The following is a 17089-nucleotide window of genomic DNA, read 5'->3' on the forward strand; positions in this document are numbered from 1 at the left end:
CTCCGGTCGTGCTTGGCTATTGGTTGCGTTTGATGTGCAGGCCAAGGCACGTCAGTCCTGCTCCCACCGTGGCGACGCCTACCGCAATGAGTTGCCGGGTGTCGCTCGTCTGGACGAGCGGCTCGTGACGGCTGCCGCGATTAAGGCCCGAAAGATCGACGGTCACTTCTGTGGCCGCCTGCGCTTGCTCTTGTTGAGCAAAGGCCATTGCGGGTGCGGACGCCAAGATGCCGACGATGGCGGCCAGTGCAATCGCCTTAGGACGTGGCGTGCGCACCGGGCTCGACCGTCCAGGTGATGCTTGCCACTTGATCTCCCGTACCGGTGGCGTGGTAGATGTCACGCGTGACGCGGGCGACGTGGCCACTCACATTGAGCCTAATTTTGTCCGTTCCGTCGGCAATGTCCTTGTACTTCATGTCGAAGCTTGCGTCTTTGGAAAGATCGAGGCCCGTAGTCTGAGTCGCCGAGCTGGCATCCTTTTCTGCGTTATCGGGGCCAACCTTAAAATCGATGGAGTTCTGGGCCGAGCCCGTCTTTGCGTCTGCAACGATTGTCCAGTCGTTCTGGGCCGTGACCTTCATGTTGGTGACGTGGATGCCATATGCCGAGAGGTTGTCGATGGTAATCGTCTCGTCGGAGGGTCCTACAAGCGTTCCGTCGGCTTTGGCGGCAAAGGGGATGACCGTTGGCGCCTTAAACGAAACATTGCTAATGTCGGCCTTCACCGTCACATCGGTGGTTCCAACGCGCACCTCTGCCATGGCCGCCGTTGGCGCGGCGCCCATCGCAAGTGCGAGCGTAAGCCCTGCGCCCACGGCGAGTGCCCTGGCTCCGTTCAGGTTCATGGGTGTGTTCATAATCGATCCTTTCTGCTCGTCACGGACTGTTTCCGTGATGGTTGGACGAATGGGGACAGGGTGCTGCCCCTGCGAGCGCGTCGGCCACTATTCTTCTGCCTGTGCCACCCGCACTTTGACGCGCGTCGGATTGCCGTGGGTGTCGTAGGTCTTGGCATCGAGTGCCTGAATCTCGATATATGCCTCGCCTTCTTGGATATCGCCGGCGGGGCAGGTCTCAACCGTCTTGCCGGCTTCGACCACACCGGACTCATAGATGGTCTCGTCGTTTTGAATCACGCGGAAGCGCTGGGGAAACTTGTTGTCTTGGACGTTTTGCACGTTGACGCGCAACTTGCCGCCTTCCTGCAACTGTGCGACCGGCGCGACCGAGATCGTCATCATGTTGTCGCGGACGATGGCGTCGAGCTCATCCTGGATTTCTTGGCGCGATTTACCTTCTGCCGTCGTGACTGAGGCGCCCGCTTCGGGCACGGGCTGCGACTGCCAGGCGTATAGCCCTACGGCGATGAGGGCGCAGACGACAGCCAGGCAGACAACGACGAGTTTCTTGCGACGCCCCAGTCCTGCAAGGCGGGGCGGCTTCTTCGCACTCATGCGGCGTCCTTGGTGGTGTAGACACGTGCGAACGTGGACGGGTCCGCTCCAAAGAGCATGTGAAGCATCAGGCGGCGCGAGTAGATGAGCTCGTCGAAGTCGTGAGGGAGCTCGATGTTGTGGATACGCGCGATGTGGTGGGCGAGCGCCGAGAACGACTCGGGGTCGCAGATCACATCGGTGGTGACGTGGTAGACCTCCGTACCTGGAAATGCATCTTCGTCGAAAGGCAAGAGATAGGGGTCGTCATCGACTTCGATGGCGAAACCGTATTGGGGCCAGTAATATGCCATGGAAACCTCCCTGCTCTGGGGCCAAAACTCCTATTGGTTTGGCTGTCGATGCCGACCGTATCAGCCGCAACTTGCCCAATAACTAACCAATTGCTTGACGAGCCGATATCTCCGCAGGTAAAAGCATGTGAAAAAAATCTCAACTATTTTTGACTGATAAATGCACATGTTGTGGCTGCGCGGCAACATGTGGCAAAAGCGTCGCTTGTCTCGAAAATTCCACCGTTCGCCGAATTGCGCGAACGTTAAAAACGTCAATTATGGAGACGGTCTCGAACATGTCGGTGAAACGATGCGGTAACATTTCCCTGCAAACACTGTAGTTAGCTAAAGGGGGAGTTCGCGTGTCTGCAACCATCAAACCCTTCACCGACGAGTTCGAAGAGTATGGTCGCGATGAGTCTCGCACATCGGGCGAGGCCTCGAGCATCTCGTTTCCGACAACGGAGGACGAGGTCCGCGCCATTATGGAAAAGCTCCATGCCGAGCGTGTCCCGGTGACGGTTCAGGGCGCCCGGACCGGTCTTGCCGCCGGCGCCGTGCCTCATGGCGGTCACATTCTCAATACTTCCCGCATGAATCGCTACCTAGGCATTCGCCGCGACGAGCAGGGCCGCTTTCTTTTGCGCGTGGCGTCCGGCGTCGTGCTGTCTGAGCTGCGCAAGCAACTGGGCAAGAAAGTGCTGCCGACTGCCGGCTGGGACCAGGCATCGCTTGAGGCCTACGAGGAGTTCCAGGAAGCTCCCGAGCAATTCTTTCCTACCGATCCCACCGAGGCATCTGCCTGCCTGGGCGGCATGGCGGCATGCAACGCTTCCGGCGCCCGTAGCTACGCTTACGGCCCCATGCGCCCTCACGTCACGGGCCTTCATGTCGTGCTGACCGATGGCGACCTGCTCGAGCTTCACCGTGGCGAGGTTTTTGCACAGGGTCGTCGCCTTTCGCTCGTCACGGTGCAGGGCCGCACGCTCGAGCTCGACCTTCCCGACTACACCATGCCCAAGACCAAAAATGCTTCGGGCTATTTCGTTGCTGACGATATGGATGCCATCGATCTGTTTATCGGTGCGTGTGGAACACTCGGCGTCATCACCGAGCTCGAGATTGCCCTGCAGGCGGCGCCTACGGTCGTTTGGGGCGTGAGCTGCTTCTTTGACAGCGAAGACAAGGCCGTGTCCTTCACCGATTCTGTACGTCCCGTCCTGTCCCACGCGGCTGCCATCGAATATTTCGATGCGGGCGCCCTGGATATCCTGCGTCGTCAGCGCGAGCAGTCGACTGCGTTCGCCTCGCTGCCGGCGCTCGACAAAGACGCCAAGGTCTGTGTCTACGTGGAGCTCGACTGCGACGACGAAGCCCAGGCGACTGAGGAGCTGTATCACTTGGGGTGGGTACTGGAGCTTGCGGGCGGCAGCGACGATGCGACATGGGTCGCGCGCACCGAGGTCGATCGCGAGTGTCAGCGATTCTTCCGCCATGCGGTGCCCGAGAGCGTCAACATGCTCATCGACGAGCGTCGCCGCACGGACCCCACCATTACCAAGCTGGGGTCGGATATGTCGGTGCCCAACGCGCACTTGGCCGATGTCATCGCCCTTTATCGCCGCACGCTGGCCGAAAGTGGGCTTGAATCTGCCGCCTGGGGGCACATCGGTAACAACCATCTGCATGTGAACATTCTGCCGCGCGATGCGCAGGATTACCGCCGCGGCGAAGAGCTCTTTGCCCAGTGGGCTTCCGAGGTCACGGCCATGGGCGGCGCTGTCTCCGCCGAACACGGCGTCGGCAAGATCAAGGCGGGCTTCTTGGAGACGATGTACGGTCACGAGGCCATGGTCGAGTCGGCGCGGCTCAAGCTCCAGCTCGATCCTGCCGGGCAGCTGGGCCGCGGTAACCTGTTTTCGGAGAAGCTCTTGGATGAGCTCGTCCAGAAAGGGGGCGCGTGAAGATGAGCGATTTCCATATGGTGGTGTGCGTCAAGGCGGTGCCGGGCAGCACCGAGGTCAAGATGGACCCCAAGACCAATACCATCGTGCGCGATGGCAAGCAGGCGGTCATTAATCCCTTTGACGCGAGCGCTTTGGAATGCGCGCTGGCGCTGAAGGACGACTTTATCGGCTTTGGCATGGACGTGCGCGTAACGGTGGTGTCGATGGGCATCCCCGCGACTGAATCGCTATTGCGCGACTGCATCGCCCGAGGCGCCGATGACGCACTGCTGCTAACCGATCGCGCCTTTGCAGGTGCCGATACCCTGGCAACCACCTATGCCCTCAAGTGCGGTATCGAGGCGCTCGACGAGGACTTCGACCTGCTCATCTGCGGCAAGATGGCGGTGGACGGCGATACGGCCCAGATTGGTCCCGAGCTTGCCGGTGCCTTCGAGATTCCCTGCGTGACCGACGTGAGCTGCGTGCAGAGTGCGGGCTTTACGACCTGTGGTTCACTGGCGCTTGTTCACGGCTGCGATGCCGGCGAGGAGACGGTCTATCTTGAGATGCCGTGCGCGATGACGACTGCCAAGGAGATTGGCCAACTGCGTATGCCGAGTATCGCCGGCATTCGTGCGGCCGAGGAGGCGGACGTGCGCGTGGTCAACGCTGCCGACGTGAACGCCGACCCCGCGCGCTGCGGTCTTGCCGGCTCGCCGACACAGGTCGTGCGATCGTTTGTGCCCGACCGTGACCAAACGTGCGAGGCCGTTGACGGAACGGCGTCCGAGCAGGCGGCGAAACTTGCCAAGATTATCGAGGGGATGGCATAGATGAGCGGACTGATTATCGATAGCGAAGCCTGTATCGGCTGTGGTCGCTGCGTTCGCGCCTGTGCCTCGGGCGGCATCGTAGTGGAAGGCGAGCGGCCCAACCGTTGCGCCCGCGTAACCGACGGCTGCATCCTATGCGGCGGGTGCGTCGACGCTTGCCCCGTCAATGCTATTTCGATCGAGCGCGACGAGGCCGCCGGCGCGGTTGACCTCGATTCATATCGAGACATTTGGGTATTCGCGCAGACCGACGAGCACGATACGGTGGCTCCCGTTGCCTTCGAGCTCATGGGCAAGGGCCGCGAGCTTGCGGATACACGCGGCTGTCGCCTGGTGGCGCTGGTCGGCATGGGCCCCGAGGGTTCTCTCTGTGACCTGGAGCATCTGGTTTGCGCCGGTGCAGACGAGGTCCTGATCTGTCGCGACGAGCGTCTGCGCCAGAACGATGTGGAGGTCTACGCTCGCCTCATCTGCGATTTGGTGGCAGAGCGCAAGCCCGAGGCCATTCTGTACGGAGCGACCGCCTTTGGCCGCGAACTGGCACCCGGCGTTGCCGTGCGTTTGCAGACGGGCCTTACGGCTGACTGCACCGTGCTTTCGATGGATACGGAGACGGGGCTGCTGCAACAGACGCGTCCGGCGTTTGGCGGCAACCTGATGGCCACCATCGTCTGCCCCAATCATCGTCCCCAGATGGCAACGGTGCGCCCCGGCATCTTTAAGGCGCCCGACTTTGACTACGGCCGCTCCGGCACGATCACCCAGATAGCACTTGCGGATGATGCTAAGGCTCGTGTCGAGATCTCGATTCCCGCCGAGGAGTGGGGACAGCAGGCTTCAATCGCCGATGCCGAGCGCCTGGTCGTGGTAGGTCGCGGCATTGGTTCCAAGAAAAACCTGCCGCTGATGCGAAGGCTCGCCGAGGCTCTGGGAGCCGAGCTTGGCTGCACGCGACCCGTCGTGGAGGCCGGCTGGTTGGAGTATCGCCATCAGATTGGCCAGACGGGCGTATCGGTTTCGCCCAAGATGCTTGTGAGTATCGGTGTTTCGGGCGCCATCCAGCATCTTGCCGGCATCGGTGGGGCGGAATGCATCATCGCCATCAACGAGGACCCGGATGCCCCCATCTTTGGTGCTGCCCAGTACAAGGTTGTCGGTGATGCCGTCGAGGTCGTCGAGGAGCTGCTAGCCCAGCTTGAGCGCTAGGCGCGCGCCAGCCAGTCGCGCATCTCTTCCCTAAGACGGCTCCAGGTTGCCTGTGTGGCGGGGTCGGTAAAGGGCTGCGTAATACCAAAGGGCGCGTCGAGCAGGCGGTAGATATCGCCCTGCTCGCGCGCCAGCGCGCGGCTCGCCGGATAGACGAGCTCAAACATAAAGCAGATGAGTCCTACCAGGTAGTCCGCGGGCTCGTCGCGTTCATCACGTGCGACGCAGCGGTGCTCGTCAAAGGCGGTCAACGTCGGCGCCGAGAAGTGGCTGGCGAGAAATGCGTCCTCATCCACCTTGAGGATGGTGTCGACGGTGCTGTCGGCGATGGTGCGCATAATGTCGATTTTGTCGCCATCGCGCACGATATCGCAGAAGCACCGTGTACGCTCGTCGAGTTGTGCCGGCAGGCGAAAGTCACTGTGATAGGCGATGCTCGCGCGGATGAGCTCGTCTTCTGCCGGGCTGTCGATAAAGTCGCGGATACTTGTTGCCGCGGGCGCGTCTGCAGGGTTTTTGCCAAAGAGGACCTCGAGGCCCAACTTCGCATGGCTCATGCTCTCGGCATCCTTAAACGTGTCCCAGCGTCGCAGCTGCTCAAAGCGGCCCATATCGTGCAACAGCCCACAAAGCCACGCCAGGTCAATGTCCTGCGGTGACCAGTCCTGCTTGCGTGCCACGGCATCGCATGCCTCGGCAACGTGGTACGTATGCTCGATTTTGAGCGCGATACGCGGATTGGCGGCATCGTAGGCATCGGTGTAGGTCCTGAAGGCCGCGATTGCCCCCGTTCGATCGATAGCTGTCATAACGACTTCCTAAAAAGCTGTGTCTTTCTGTGTCTTTCGATCCGGTGGCAATTGTAGGTGAACTCGGTTGCCGCCGGGCGATGATTCTGCCATGTCGTCGAATGCGGCTCGGAAAGCTTGTCGGGACGAGGAACGCTATGGTGCTCAAAATCGTTAAAACCGTCTGGCCGGTGATGCTTACCAATGTTGCGATAGGTGCGCCGTTGTCGATGTTCCCACCGCTATTGCGGGTTTCGTCTGCACATCGCTCTTTATTTGCCTGCTCTTTTCGCAGCGGCTGTCGGCGTCGTTGCGGTGGCAATCAAGACAAAGTCGATGTTGTGGTGCTACGTCTCGGGTATCGGGCTCTATATCGTTTTGAGCCTCGTATAGGAGTGGGGTGCGTTTACCGTCCGGGCCCCACGAATCGGATTTCTCACCGAGCCGGTCTGCTTCTTCTGGTACCATGGTCAAACTTTACTGTAGCAAAGCATGACGTGGGCTTTTGTTCTGCGTCGGCGGAAATGGGGGTTTCATGGCACAGGAAGCGATCGCCAACGAGCAAAAGAAATTCAAAGTACCGCGCATTCCGGGTGACATCATGATCTACCCGATGATCGTCGGCCTTTTGCTCAATACCTTCTGCCCGCAGGTCTTCGAGATCGGCGGCTTCTTTACCGCCGCCTGCCGCGGCGGTTCCAATACCATCGTCGCCGCGATCCTGTTGTTCGTGGGTGCCGGCATCAGCTTTAAGTCCACGCCGGGTGCCATCAAGACCGGCATTGTCGTACTGATTCCTAAGCTTGTGGTGGCAGCCGTGCTGGGCTTGAGCGTTGCGTATTTCTTTAATGACAACTTTTTGGGCCTGAGCTCGGTTTCCATCATCGGCGGCATTACGTTTTGCAACATGGCGCTCTACACGGGCATCATGGGCGAGTTTGGCGACGAGTCCGAGCAGGGCGCCGTGGGCATCCTGTTCTTCACGGCGGGCCCTGCGGTTACCATGATCATTCTTGGTGTCTCTGGTCTTGCCAACATTCCCGTTGGCACCATCATCGGTTCCATCCTGCCGCTCGTGATTGGCATGGTTTTGGGCAACCTCTTCCCGTTCATCAAGAACCTGCTGGTTCCCGGCACCAATCCTGCGATCGCCGTCATCGGATTTCAGCTCGGTGCGTCTATGAGCCTGTCGAGCTTTATCACCGGCGGCATTTCCGGCATCTTGCTGGGCCTTGTCACGTTGTTTGTCGTCGGTCCCATCACCTTTGCGTTCGAGCGCCTGTGCGGCGGTAACGGCAAAGCCGCCGTGGCTTGTTCCACCATCGCCGGCACGGCTATGACCACGCCGGTTGCTCTTGCCGAGGTCGCGCCGCGCTATGCCGATCTTGCGCCCACCGCATACGCTCAGATCGCCACCGCCGTCATCATCACGGCAATCATGGCTCCGATTCTGACCGGTTGGGTCGATAAGAAGTTCTGCCAGGGCAAGGAAGACCTGTCGCCCGCCGGTGTCGAGGCGATCGAGGAAGCCGTCGCGGCCGACATCGATGGCGAGTAGCCATCGGCGCCCATCAATGATGCTGGCGTGCAACTCGCGCCGTGAGAGCGCCCGGGCGCTCTGGTATTATTCCCTCATTCCCCTCTGTATTGGGGGAGTTATGGTGATGCGTGCGGCTCGGAGAAGCGCTGTCGGTTTGATGATGGGGAGATGGGCCTGGTGGTTAAGGCGCTCAAGATTGAGATATTCCTGCTAAGCATGATTGTTCTTATCGGGCTTGCCGTGCGGAGTCGTCGCTCCTTGTTCTCGAGCACCCAGCAGCTATTGTTTAGCATGCTTGGCTACACCTCTGCCGCGTACATATTATTCGATATGATCTGGGTGCTATTGGATGGTGTGGACGGCACGTTGGGCATTGCTGTCAACTGGATTTCCAACGCGGTTTCGTTTTCGCTCTTTGCCATCGTGTGTCTCATTTGGTTTATCTATTCCGAGACGGTGCAGGGTTCTCGCCTTTTGGCCTCGCGCTATAGGGTGGTGCTTGTAGCGTCGCCTACGGTTCTGGTGGTCGTGCTGGCGTTTACCAGTTACTGGACGCACGCCCTGTTCTATATCGATTCGCAGGGCGTGTATAGTCGCGGCTCTGCTTATATGATCCAGCCCATTGTCAGCTACTGTTACGTTCTACATACGTCCCTACATGCGTTTGTGCAATCTCGCAGGGTCGAGAGCCTGCAGACGAAGACCATCTATCGAACCTTGGCATTTTTCGCCATTCCGGCCCTGGTGGGCGGTACCTTTCAGGTCGTATACTCGGTGCCCGGCCTTTGTGTCGGCATAATGATTAGCATATTGCTGCTCTACATTGTCTTCCAGGAGCAGCTCATCTCGACCGACCCGTTGACTGGCCTCAACAATCGCAACCGTTTTGAGACCTATATACTGTCGCTCTTCTCAAATGTGGATCAGGCCAAAGACGTGTATCTGCTTGTGATGGACGCCGACGGCTTTAAGCAGATTAACGACCGCTATGGACATGTGGAGGGCGACCATGCTCTTCAGGTCATATCCGCTGCGCTCAAAGAAGTCTGCTCGGCGTCTGGTAGCTTTATCGCGCGTTATGGCGGCGATGAGTTCGTGGTGCTTCAAAAGGCGATAGCGGAGCAGGATATCTTGCATCTGTGCGCGGCAATCAACGACGAGCTCGCGCGCGCCGAGGTTCCGTATCTGTTGCGGATGTCCATCGGCTACGCACGGGTTGGTGATGGCGTCGATACCTGGCAAGACTTGCTCCGTGCTGCCGACGCGGAGCTCTACCGCGTAAAGCGCGAGAAGAAGAAAGTCGGCGTCCAGATACGCTAGAAAAAAGGGGCGCACGACCGTTGCGATGGTCGTGCGCCCCTTCTGCGCTTTCGGGGACTAGTATCGGCTGTCGAAGATGCGCCTCGTCTTTTTCTCGGAGCGCGGCAGCTCACCAGGCGCGGCGTGGCATCGCCATGGTTTTCGATGGGGTTAAACGCGTCTGCAGTCTTGCCGCTGGAGTAGGCGTCTGCAATCTGCGGCAGGCGCTCGTTAACCTCGCCATGGGCGGTAAACGAACGGCGTGGGAAGATAACCCATTTGGGATCCTTCTCAAAGGTGCCAGCGGGATGTGCGACGGTATGCTCGGGTACCTCCAAATAGGTTGAGGCGTGACATACGCGGGTGGTGGGGCGCACGATAACGGGCGTATGGTAGCGCTCCGAGATTTCAAATGCCTCTTGCATCATCGCGTAACCCTGCTCCAGATTTTGCGGATCGAGCACGGGGATCTTCGCAAATGCGGCAACGCGGCGCGTATCCTGCTCGGTTTGAGAGGAGATGGGGCCGGGATCATCGGCAACAAACAGCACCAGACCGCCCTTGATGCCCACGTAGTTGAGGCTCATGAGCGGGTCGGAGGCAACGTTTAGTCCGACTTGTTTGCAGGTAAAAAGGCAGCGCGCTCCTGCATACGATGCACCTGCCAGCACCTCGAGCGCGGCTTTTTCGTTGATCGACCACTCGACGTGGACACCCTCGGCACTACCTTAGGCCTTGAGTTTGGCAACTGTCTCGACAAGTTCCGTCGACGGCGTGCCCGGGTAACCGGCGACCACGCGAACGCCCGCCGCAAGCGCGGCATACGCAAAGGCCTGGTTTCCCATAACCAGTTTCTTATGCATCTGTATCCCCTCGATGTCGCCGGCGCGTTACGGCAAGACGGCGTCTGTCGCCGCGACTCGGTACGAAATCAACGAGATACAGTGTACTCCATTAAGCTAAAGTGAGAGCTGCCCTTTTCCAAACGGGGTGGTTTGTTAGGCCTTTTTAGGTTTGTTGACAATGATGATGCCACTGCAGACCAAGAGCAGGGCCACAATTACGGTAACGGGGCTCGTGCCAGCGCCCTCTCCGAGCAACAACGCGCTCAACAGCACGCCAAAGACCGGGTTCATAAAGCCAAAGACCGAAACGCGGCTAACGGGGTTGACGGCGAGTAGGCGGGACCACAGCGAGTACGCGACGGCGGAAATGAGCGCCATATAAATGATGAGCGCGATGGCGGGGGCGATTTCGGTGGGGAATAGCGCGCCGCCCATCAAAAACCCGATGGCGGTAAGGACCAAACCGCCGACCAAAAACTGCCAGCCGGCGAGCAAGACGCCGTCATGCTCGCGCGAGAAGATGCCAATGAGGCAGGTCGACAGGGCGCCCGCAATAGTGGAAGCCAAGATAAATCCCTCGCCGTCGAGTGTAAAGCCAAAGGTGCCGTCCGCACCCGAAAGGTTGACGAATGCGACGCCGGCAAAGCCCAGTACGCAGCCGAGCACCTTGGTCGCATCGAGCTTTTCGGTGCGAAACGCCAGAGCGGCAAAGAGGATGGCGAGGAAGTTGGCGCTGGCCTCGATGATGGAACTCGACATGGCGCTGGCGCGCGAGAGTCCCAGGTAGAAAAAGAAGTACTGCCCGATAGTCTGGAAGAGCGACAGGATGCAGATGGGCTTAATGTCGCGAGCCTGTGGAACGAGTGGGCAGCGCTGGGCCGCGCTCATCCCAACGATAACCAGGGTCCCGGCAAGCGTGAAGCGCAAGCCCGCAAAGAGCAGCTGCGAGGCGCTATCGTGCGCGGGGATGCCAAAGAGCTCATAGCCGATCTTGATACAGGGGAAAGCCGACCCCCAGAGTGCGCAGCAGACGAGGCAGCCCAGGATGAGTCCGGGCAGGGTGGCGAAATACGGCTTGCGGCTTTCCATGATGTCCTTCCTGTATGCGCGAAGTAAAAAAGAACCCGCCACCGGGTGTGCCGGTGGCGGGTGTTGTTACCCGAGGGGATTGTACCCGATGGGAACGTATTTAAGCGAAGTAGGCTACGCCGCTCTCAAAGATCGGCATGAACTTATCGCCGGGGACATGCTCGGGCACGTTGCGGTACAGGTTGTCGCCGCGACGCTCGGCATGGCCCATCTTGCCCAGGACGCGGCCGTCGGGGCTCGTGATGCCCTCGATGGCGAGCGCGGAGCCGTTGGGGTTGACGGAGAGATCCATGCTGGGCTTGCCATCCTCGCCCACGTACTGCGTGGCGACCTGGCCGTTGGCGATCAGCTGGGCGAGCACTTCATCGTTGGCGACAAAGCGGCCCTCGCCGTGGCTGATGGCGACGGTGTAGGGGTCGTCCAGACTGCACTGCGACAGCCACGGGGACAGGTTGGACGAGATGCGGGTGCGCACCAGACGGCTCTGATGGCGACCGATGGTGTTGAACGTCAGCGTGGGCGCATCGGGCGTGGCGTCGACGATATCGCCGTAGGGCACCAGGCCGAGCTTGATCAGGGCCTGGAAGCCGTTGCAGATGCCCAGCATCAGGCCGTCGCGGGCCTTGAGCAGGTCGCGGACTGCCTCGGTGACCTCGGGAGCGCGGAAGAACGCCGTGATGAACTTGGCGGAGCCGTCGGGCTCGTCGCCGCCCGAGAAGCCGCCGGGAATCATGACGATCTGGCTTGCACGGATGCGGCGGGCGAGCTCGTGGGTGCTCTCGGCGACGGCCTCGGGCGTGAGGTTGTTGATCACGAAGGTGTCGGCCTCGGCGCCGGCGGCGCGGAAGGCGCGGGCGCTATCGTACTCGCAGTTGTTGCCGGGGAACACAGGGATGATCACGCGCGGGCGGGCGATCTTGGCGCCGCCGTACACGTGGATATCCTTGGCGCGGAAGTCGATGGCCTCGACCTCGGGGGTCTCGCCGGCGCTGCGGTAGGCGAAGACGCCTTCGATACCGCTCTCCCAGGCCTCCTGGAGCTCGGCGAGCTCGATGACTTCGGAGCCGGTGTCGATGACATAGCCCTCGACGGTGGTACCCAGGGGCTCGACGACAACGCCGTCGGCGACCTCGGGCAGCTCGGCGTCCTCGGCGAGCTCGACGATAAAGCTGCCGTAGAGCGGGGTGAAGAGGCTCTCCACGTCCACATCTTCGGCAAGCTCGATACCGATCTGGTTGCCGACGCACATCTTAAAGAGGCTCTCGGCGCCGCAGCCGTAGCCGGGCGTGGAGACGGCCAGGGCGTCGCCGGTAGCGGTGAGCGCCTCGACGGCGTCAAACGCGGCGAGCAGCTGCTGGGCATCGGGGCGGTAGTCCTCGCCATAGGTGGCGGGGGCGATGCGAACGACGCGGTGCGTGAGGCCCTTAAACTCGGGGGAGACGGCGCGGGCGGCACGGCCCACGGCGACAGCGAAGCTGATCAGGGTCGGCGGAACGTTGAGCTCGCCGGCCTCGTCCTCAAACGAGCCGCTCATGGAATCCTTGCCGCCGATGGCGCCGGCACCCAGGTCGACCTGGGCCATAAGGGCGCCCAGGACGGCTGCCATGGGCTTGCCCCAACGTTCGGGCTCGGTGCGCAGGCGCTCAAAGTACTCCTGGAAGGAGAGGTAGGCGCGCTTGTGCTCAAAGCCGGCGGCAACGAGCTTGGCGATGGACTCGACCACGGACAGGTAGGCGCCTGCAAACTGGTCGGCCTCCATCAGGTAGGGGTTGAAGCCCCATGCCATAGCGCTCGCCGTGGTGGTCTCGCCGTCCACGGGGAACTTGGCGACCATGGCAGAGCTCGGGGTGAGCTGCGTCTTGCCTCCAAAGGGCATGAGCACGGTAGCGGCACCGATGGTGGAGTCGAAGCGCTCGGAAAGGCCCTTGTTGGAGGCGACGTTGAGATCGGTGACAAGCGAGGTCATGCGCTCGGCAAGCGTGGTGCCGGCCCAGCTGGGTTGCCACACGCTGCGGGCACACACGTGGGCGACCTGGTGCTTGGGTGCGCCGTTGGAGTTGAGGAACTCGCGGGACAGATCGACGATGGCGACGCCGTTCCAGGCCATACGCATGCGCGGCTCGGCGGTAACCTCGGCGATGACGGTCGCCTCCAGGTTCTCCTCGGCGGCATAACCCATGAACTCCTCGACGTCACCGTCGGCGACGGCGCAGGCCATGCGCTCCTGGGACTCGGAGATAGCGAGCTCGGTTCCGTCCGGGCCGTCGTACTTCTTGGTCACGGTGTCCAGGTCGACATACAGGCCGTCGGCAAGCTCGCCCACGGCGACCGAGACGCCGCCGGCGCCAAAGTCGTTGCAGCGCTTGATCAGGCGGCAGGCGTCGCCGCGGCGGAACAGACGCTGCAGCTTGCGCTCGACCGGGGCGTTGCCCTTCTGGACCTCGGCACCCGAGGTTTCGATGGAATCGGTATTCTGAGTCTTGGAGGAGCCGGTGGCACCGCCGATGCCGTCACGGCCGGTGCGGCCGCCCAGCAGGATGATCTTGTCGGTGGGGGCGGGGCACTCGCGACGCACGTGGTTTGCCGGGGTGGCGCCCACGACGGCGCCGACCTCCATGCGCTTGGCCACGTAGCCGGGGTGATAGAGTTCGTTGACCTGACCGGTGGCAAGGCCGATCTGGTTGCCGTAGCTGGAGTAGCCGGCGGCAGCGGTGGTCACGAGCTTGCGCTGCGGCAGCTTGCCCTCGAGCGTCTCGGAGACCGGGACGGTGGGGTCGCCGGCGCCGGTGACGCGCATGGCCTGGTACACATAGCTGCGGCCAGAGAGCGGGTCGCGGATGGCGCCGCCCACGCAGGTGGCGGCACCGCCGAAGGGCTCGATCTCGGTCGGGTGGTTGTGGGTCTCGTTCTTAAACAGGAACAGCCAGTCCTGGTCCTCGCCGTCGACATCGACCTTCACCTTGACGGTGCAGGCGTTGATCTCCTCGGACTCGTCGACATCGGTCATGACGCCGGTCTTCTTAAGGTACTTGGCACCGATGGTGCCCATGTCCATGAGGCAGACGGGCTTGGCGTCGCGACCGAGCTCGTGGCGCATCTCCATATAGCGGTCGAAGGCCTGCTGTACCACGGCGTCATCGATTGTCACATCGTCCAGGACGGTACCGAAGGTGGTGTGGCGGCAGTGGTCGGACCAATAGGTGTCGATCACGCGGATCTCGGTGATGGTGGGGTCGCGGTCCTCATCGCGGAAGTACTGCTGGCAGAAGGCGATGTCCGCCTCGTCCATGGCAAGGCCGCGCTCGGAGATAAAGGCGGCAAGGCCGGCCTCGTCGAGTTCGCGGAAGCCGTCGAGCACCTCGACGGGCTGGGGCTCGGGGGTCTCCATGTACAGCGTCTCGGGTAGGTCGAGCGAGGCGATGCGGGCCTCGACGGGATTCACCACGTAGTGCTTGATGGCCTCGATGGCGGCTTCGTCCAGAGCGCCCGAGATCATATAGACCTTGGCGGAGCGCACGGCGGGGCGCTCGCCCTGGCTGATGAGCTGCACGCACTCGCTGGCGGAGTCGGCGCGCTGGTCAAACTGGCCAGGCAGGAATTCGACGGCAAAGACGGCGCCATCGCTTGCGGGGAGTTCGTCGTAGGTCACATCGACCTGGGGCTCGCTAAAGACGGTCGGAACGCAGGAGCGGAAAAGCTCCTCGTCGATGCCCTCGACGTCGTAGCGGTTGATGATCCTCAGGGCCTCGATGCCCTTGATGCCGAGAATTTCGGTCAGCTCGCCCTTGAGCTGCTGAGCCTCGACGTCGAACCCGGGTTTCTTCTCCACGTAAATACGAGAGACCATTGGTTCCTGCCTTCCTGATCGGTTGGGCGTACGGTGCGGTATGCGGCAGCGGTCGGTTTGCGGGACAAGCCTCGCGGTCGCCTTGAGCCACATGTTTGTAAACGTCACTATGATACGACAGCTCATGGCGTATTGAGGACGGCGAGGGTGCTACAGTGAAGCGCAAACAAGAGAAAGGCATCACATGGCATTCGTTTCGCTCGCCATCATCGCGCTTGTGGCCTTCGCAAGCCCCTTTATCGCATCGGCGATTCCCGGAAAGCCCGTTCCCGAGACGGTCTTTTTGCTCGTGTTCGGCGCGGTGCTGGGACCTCACATGCTCGGCGTCATCCATGTAGATGCCGAGGTATCGCTTGTGTCCGAGCTCGGTCTGGCCTTTTTGTTCCTGCTTGCCGGCTTTGAGATCGACCCCAAGAACATCACGGGCTTCGAGGGACGCTACGGTATGGCGACGTGGGTCGTCACGTTTGGCATCGCCTGGCTTGCCGTGCGCTTTACCCCGTGGTTCTCGGTCAGCCATTTCGACGGTATCGCCGTGACGCTGGCGCTCACTTCGACGGCGCTCGGCACGCTCGTGCCCATCATGCGTGAGCGTTCGCTGACCGGCACGCGCGTGGGCGACTCCATCCTTGCCTATGGCACGTGGGGAGAGCTCGGTCCCGTGCTTGCCATGTCGGTGCTGCTCTCCGCTCGTACTGGTATCCAGACGCTCGTGATCCTTGGCTTGTTTGCACTGGTCTGTGTGCTGTTGGCCGTGGTTCCGAGCCGCTCCAAGCGCGTCGGCAGCCGCTTCTTTGCGTTTGTCGAGGAACGGGCCGACACGACGTCGCAGACATTCGTGCGCCTGACGGTGCTCATCCTGGTCACACTCGTGGCATTTTCCGCCATCTTTGACCTAGACATCGTGTTGGGCTCTTTTGCCGCTGGCTTTGTCCTGCGCTATATCATCCCCGAGGGCAACCATACGCTCGAGACCAAGCTCGATGGCCTGGCCTATGGCTTTTTGATTCCGGTGTTCTTTACCGTGTCGGGCGCAAAGATTGACCTGACGGCCGTGGCGTCGCGCCCGGGTCTGCTCGTGGGCTTTATCGCGGCGTTGCTGATCATTCGCGCCGTGCCGATCCTTGTCTCTATGAGCATTTGTCCCGCGACACGTGACGTTTCGGCGTATGGCCGCATTACCGTGGCTCTGTACTGCACTACGGCCCTGCCGATCATCGTTGCCGTGACGAGTGTGGCCGTCAACGCAGGCGCTCTGTCGCAAGACGTCGCCTCGGTTATGGTAGCCGCCGGTGCCATCACGGTGTTCTTGATGCCGCTGCTCGCGCAGCTCTTCTATCGCGTGGTCGATGCCGCGCCGGCCACTGCCGTGGCAGAGGTCGCCGAGCACCCTGCCGACGCACTCGATATCCTGCGCGCTCACCACGACCTAGCGAGCCTGCTCGCGCGCGAGCATGAGCTTTTGACCTCGCATGGCCATGGGCGTTCGCTCGACGGCATACCTACCCTTGATTCCATTGCTGACCGCCTCTCGACCGAGGCGGCAAGCGGCCACATCGATGCCCGCATCGTGGACGCCGCTCATTTGCTGGCTGAGAAGACCTATGGCGACGAGATCGACCCGTCCAAGCTGACTCCGCGTGAGCGCCGCCGCCTGGAGCGCGCCAAGCTCGCCGTGCGCGAATACCGCCGCCGCATGCTGGAGCTCTACGCGCGCGATGAAGCCCAGGACGACGACGGCAAATAACGAGATGCTTCCCTAGGGGAAGCCGCGTCCCGCTTTAAAGACCCGAAACGGGACGCAGTTTCCGCATCGGCCCCCATCGGGAAGTCACATCCCAGAATGGACGGGGACTGCGGACGATTTCTTGGACCGTTACGCGGCCCTTCCCAGCGCGGCGCGGAACTCGGCCGGCGTGCGGCCGCCGAGCGCATCGCTGCGCCTCTCCGTATTGTATCGG

Annotated in this window: 15 protein-coding genes; 6 read left to right on the plus strand and 9 right to left on the minus strand. The window is 61.4% G+C overall.

Translation table 11 applies throughout. The annotated features are described in order from the left end of the window. Positions 1 to 16: 16 nt before the first annotated feature. The 4 genes from ACTNBB_RS05545 to ACTNBB_RS05560 all read right to left on the minus strand — a co-directional run bounded on the left by ACTNBB_RS05545 (position 17) and on the right by ACTNBB_RS05560 (position 1750). Positions 17 to 277: a hypothetical protein gene (locus tag ACTNBB_RS05545; RefSeq protein WP_195838580.1), complete on the minus strand. Its 261-nt coding sequence runs from the start codon at positions 275 to 277 to the stop codon at positions 17 to 19. After that, entirely contained in the window at positions 258 to 860 is a 603-nt protein-coding gene (locus tag ACTNBB_RS05550; protein ID WP_441057160.1) for a hypothetical protein, read from the minus strand. The genes ACTNBB_RS05545 and ACTNBB_RS05550 overlap by 20 nt, the downstream gene beginning before the upstream one ends. Before the next feature lie 87 nt (positions 861 to 947). Further along, positions 948 to 1457, minus strand: coding sequence for a hypothetical protein (locus ACTNBB_RS05555; RefSeq protein WP_441057162.1), 510 nt, complete (start codon positions 1455 to 1457; stop codon positions 948 to 950). Next, positions 1454 to 1750 (minus strand): hypothetical protein, encoded by a 297-nt coding sequence (locus ACTNBB_RS05560; protein WP_154517147.1) that lies wholly within the window; start codon positions 1748 to 1750, stop codon positions 1454 to 1456. The genes ACTNBB_RS05555 and ACTNBB_RS05560 overlap by 4 nt, the downstream gene beginning before the upstream one ends. A 344-nt stretch (positions 1751 to 2094) precedes the next feature. Between ACTNBB_RS05560 and ACTNBB_RS05565 the strand changes: the two genes are divergently transcribed. The 3 genes from ACTNBB_RS05565 to ACTNBB_RS05575 are packed head-to-tail and all read left to right on the plus strand — an operon-like array spanning position 2095 to position 5720. Further along, a complete protein-coding gene (locus ACTNBB_RS05565; RefSeq protein WP_441057164.1) occupies positions 2095 to 3696 on the plus strand; it encodes an FAD-binding oxidoreductase in 1602 nt (533 codons plus the stop codon). A 2-nt stretch (positions 3697 to 3698) separates the two neighbouring features. Continuing rightward, positions 3699 to 4514 (plus strand): electron transfer flavoprotein subunit beta/FixA family protein, encoded by an 816-nt coding sequence (locus ACTNBB_RS05570; protein WP_154517150.1) that lies wholly within the window; start codon positions 3699 to 3701, stop codon positions 4512 to 4514. After that, positions 4515 to 5720: an FAD-binding protein gene (locus tag ACTNBB_RS05575; protein ID WP_441057166.1), complete on the plus strand. Its 1206-nt coding sequence runs from the start codon at positions 4515 to 4517 to the stop codon at positions 5718 to 5720. On the opposite strand, the gene ACTNBB_RS05580 is transcribed toward ACTNBB_RS05575, so the two are convergent. After that, positions 5717 to 6529: an HD domain-containing protein gene (locus ACTNBB_RS05580; protein WP_441057168.1), complete on the minus strand. Its 813-nt coding sequence runs from the start codon at positions 6527 to 6529 to the stop codon at positions 5717 to 5719. The two genes, ACTNBB_RS05575 and ACTNBB_RS05580, sit on opposite strands and share 4 nt — an antisense overlap. Before the next feature lie 514 nt (positions 6530 to 7043). Between ACTNBB_RS05580 and ACTNBB_RS05585 the strand changes: the two genes are divergently transcribed. Beyond that, complete coding sequence (locus tag ACTNBB_RS05585) at positions 7044 to 8066, plus strand: 2-keto-3-deoxygluconate permease (protein WP_427794188.1); 1023 nt, start codon at positions 7044 to 7046, stop codon at positions 8064 to 8066. Positions 8067 to 8216: 150 nt separating this feature from the next. Next, positions 8217 to 9368, plus strand: coding sequence for a diguanylate cyclase domain-containing protein (locus ACTNBB_RS05590; protein ID WP_441071042.1), 1152 nt, complete (start codon positions 8217 to 8219; stop codon positions 9366 to 9368). On the opposite strand, the gene ACTNBB_RS05595 is transcribed toward ACTNBB_RS05590, so the two are convergent. The 4 genes from ACTNBB_RS05595 to ACTNBB_RS05610 all read right to left on the minus strand — a co-directional run bounded on the left by ACTNBB_RS05595 (position 9365) and on the right by ACTNBB_RS05610 (position 15128). After that, complete coding sequence (locus tag ACTNBB_RS05595) at positions 9365 to 10042, minus strand: hypothetical protein (RefSeq protein ID WP_441057180.1); 678 nt, start codon at positions 10040 to 10042, stop codon at positions 9365 to 9367. The genes ACTNBB_RS05590 and ACTNBB_RS05595 overlap by 4 nt on opposite strands. A gap of 33 nt (positions 10043 to 10075) precedes the next feature. Continuing rightward, positions 10076 to 10210: a hypothetical protein gene (locus ACTNBB_RS05600; RefSeq protein ID WP_441057172.1), complete on the minus strand. Its 135-nt coding sequence runs from the start codon at positions 10208 to 10210 to the stop codon at positions 10076 to 10078. Between the two features lie 135 nt (positions 10211 to 10345). Next, positions 10346 to 11281 carry a DMT family transporter gene (locus tag ACTNBB_RS05605; RefSeq protein WP_441057174.1) on the minus strand — a complete coding sequence of 312 codons (936 nt, stop codon included), beginning with the start codon at positions 11279 to 11281 and terminating at the stop codon, positions 10346 to 10348. 100 nt (positions 11282 to 11381) lie between these two features. After that, positions 11382 to 15128, minus strand: coding sequence for a phosphoribosylformylglycinamidine synthase (locus tag ACTNBB_RS05610; RefSeq protein ID WP_441057176.1), 3747 nt, complete (start codon positions 15126 to 15128; stop codon positions 11382 to 11384). A 184-nt stretch (positions 15129 to 15312) separates the two neighbouring features. Between ACTNBB_RS05610 and ACTNBB_RS05615 the strand changes: the two genes are divergently transcribed. Beyond that, on the plus strand, positions 15313 to 16875 hold the full coding sequence (locus tag ACTNBB_RS05615; protein WP_441057178.1) for a cation:proton antiporter domain-containing protein: 1563 nt from the start codon (positions 15313 to 15315) through the stop codon (positions 16873 to 16875). The last annotated feature ends 214 nt before the right edge of the window (positions 16876 to 17089 follow it).

The organism is Collinsella sp. HCP28S3_B9, assembly GCF_052066095.1.
Lineage (GTDB): Bacteria > Actinomycetota > Coriobacteriia > Coriobacteriales > Coriobacteriaceae > Collinsella.

What these genes read in the sequence shown, in the direction of transcription:
- ACTNBB_RS05550 (WP_441057160.1), bottom strand. Translation starts at nt 860, where the DNA reads ATGAACACACCCATGAACCTGAACGGAGCCAGGGCACTCGCCGTGGGC.
- ACTNBB_RS05555 (WP_441057162.1), bottom strand. Translation starts at nt 1,457, where the DNA reads ATGAGTGCGAAGAAGCCGCCCCGCCTTGCAGGACTGGGGCGTCGCAAG.
- ACTNBB_RS05560 (WP_154517147.1), bottom strand. Translation starts at nt 1,750, where the DNA reads ATGGCATATTACTGGCCCCAATACGGTTTCGCCATCGAAGTCGATGAC.
- ACTNBB_RS05570 (WP_154517150.1), top strand. Translation starts at nt 3,699, where the DNA reads ATGAGCGATTTCCATATGGTGGTGTGCGTCAAGGCGGTGCCGGGCAGC.
- ACTNBB_RS05575 (WP_441057166.1), top strand. Translation starts at nt 4,515, where the DNA reads ATGAGCGGACTGATTATCGATAGCGAAGCCTGTATCGGCTGTGGTCGC.
- ACTNBB_RS05580 (WP_441057168.1), bottom strand. Translation starts at nt 6,529, where the DNA reads ATGACAGCTATCGATCGAACGGGGGCAATCGCGGCCTTCAGGACCTAC.
- ACTNBB_RS05585 (WP_427794188.1), top strand. Translation starts at nt 7,044, where the DNA reads ATGGCACAGGAAGCGATCGCCAACGAGCAAAAGAAATTCAAAGTACCG.
- ACTNBB_RS05590 (WP_441071042.1), top strand. Translation starts at nt 8,217, where the DNA reads ATGGGCCTGGTGGTTAAGGCGCTCAAGATTGAGATATTCCTGCTAAGC.
- ACTNBB_RS05600 (WP_441057172.1), bottom strand. Translation starts at nt 10,210, where the DNA reads ATGCATAAGAAACTGGTTATGGGAAACCAGGCCTTTGCGTATGCCGCG.
- ACTNBB_RS05605 (WP_441057174.1), bottom strand. Translation starts at nt 11,281, where the DNA reads ATGGAAAGCCGCAAGCCGTATTTCGCCACCCTGCCCGGACTCATCCTG.
- ACTNBB_RS05610 (WP_441057176.1), bottom strand. Translation starts at nt 15,128, where the DNA reads ATGGTCTCTCGTATTTACGTGGAGAAGAAACCCGGGTTCGACGTCGAG.
- ACTNBB_RS05615 (WP_441057178.1), top strand. Translation starts at nt 15,313, where the DNA reads ATGGCATTCGTTTCGCTCGCCATCATCGCGCTTGTGGCCTTCGCAAGC.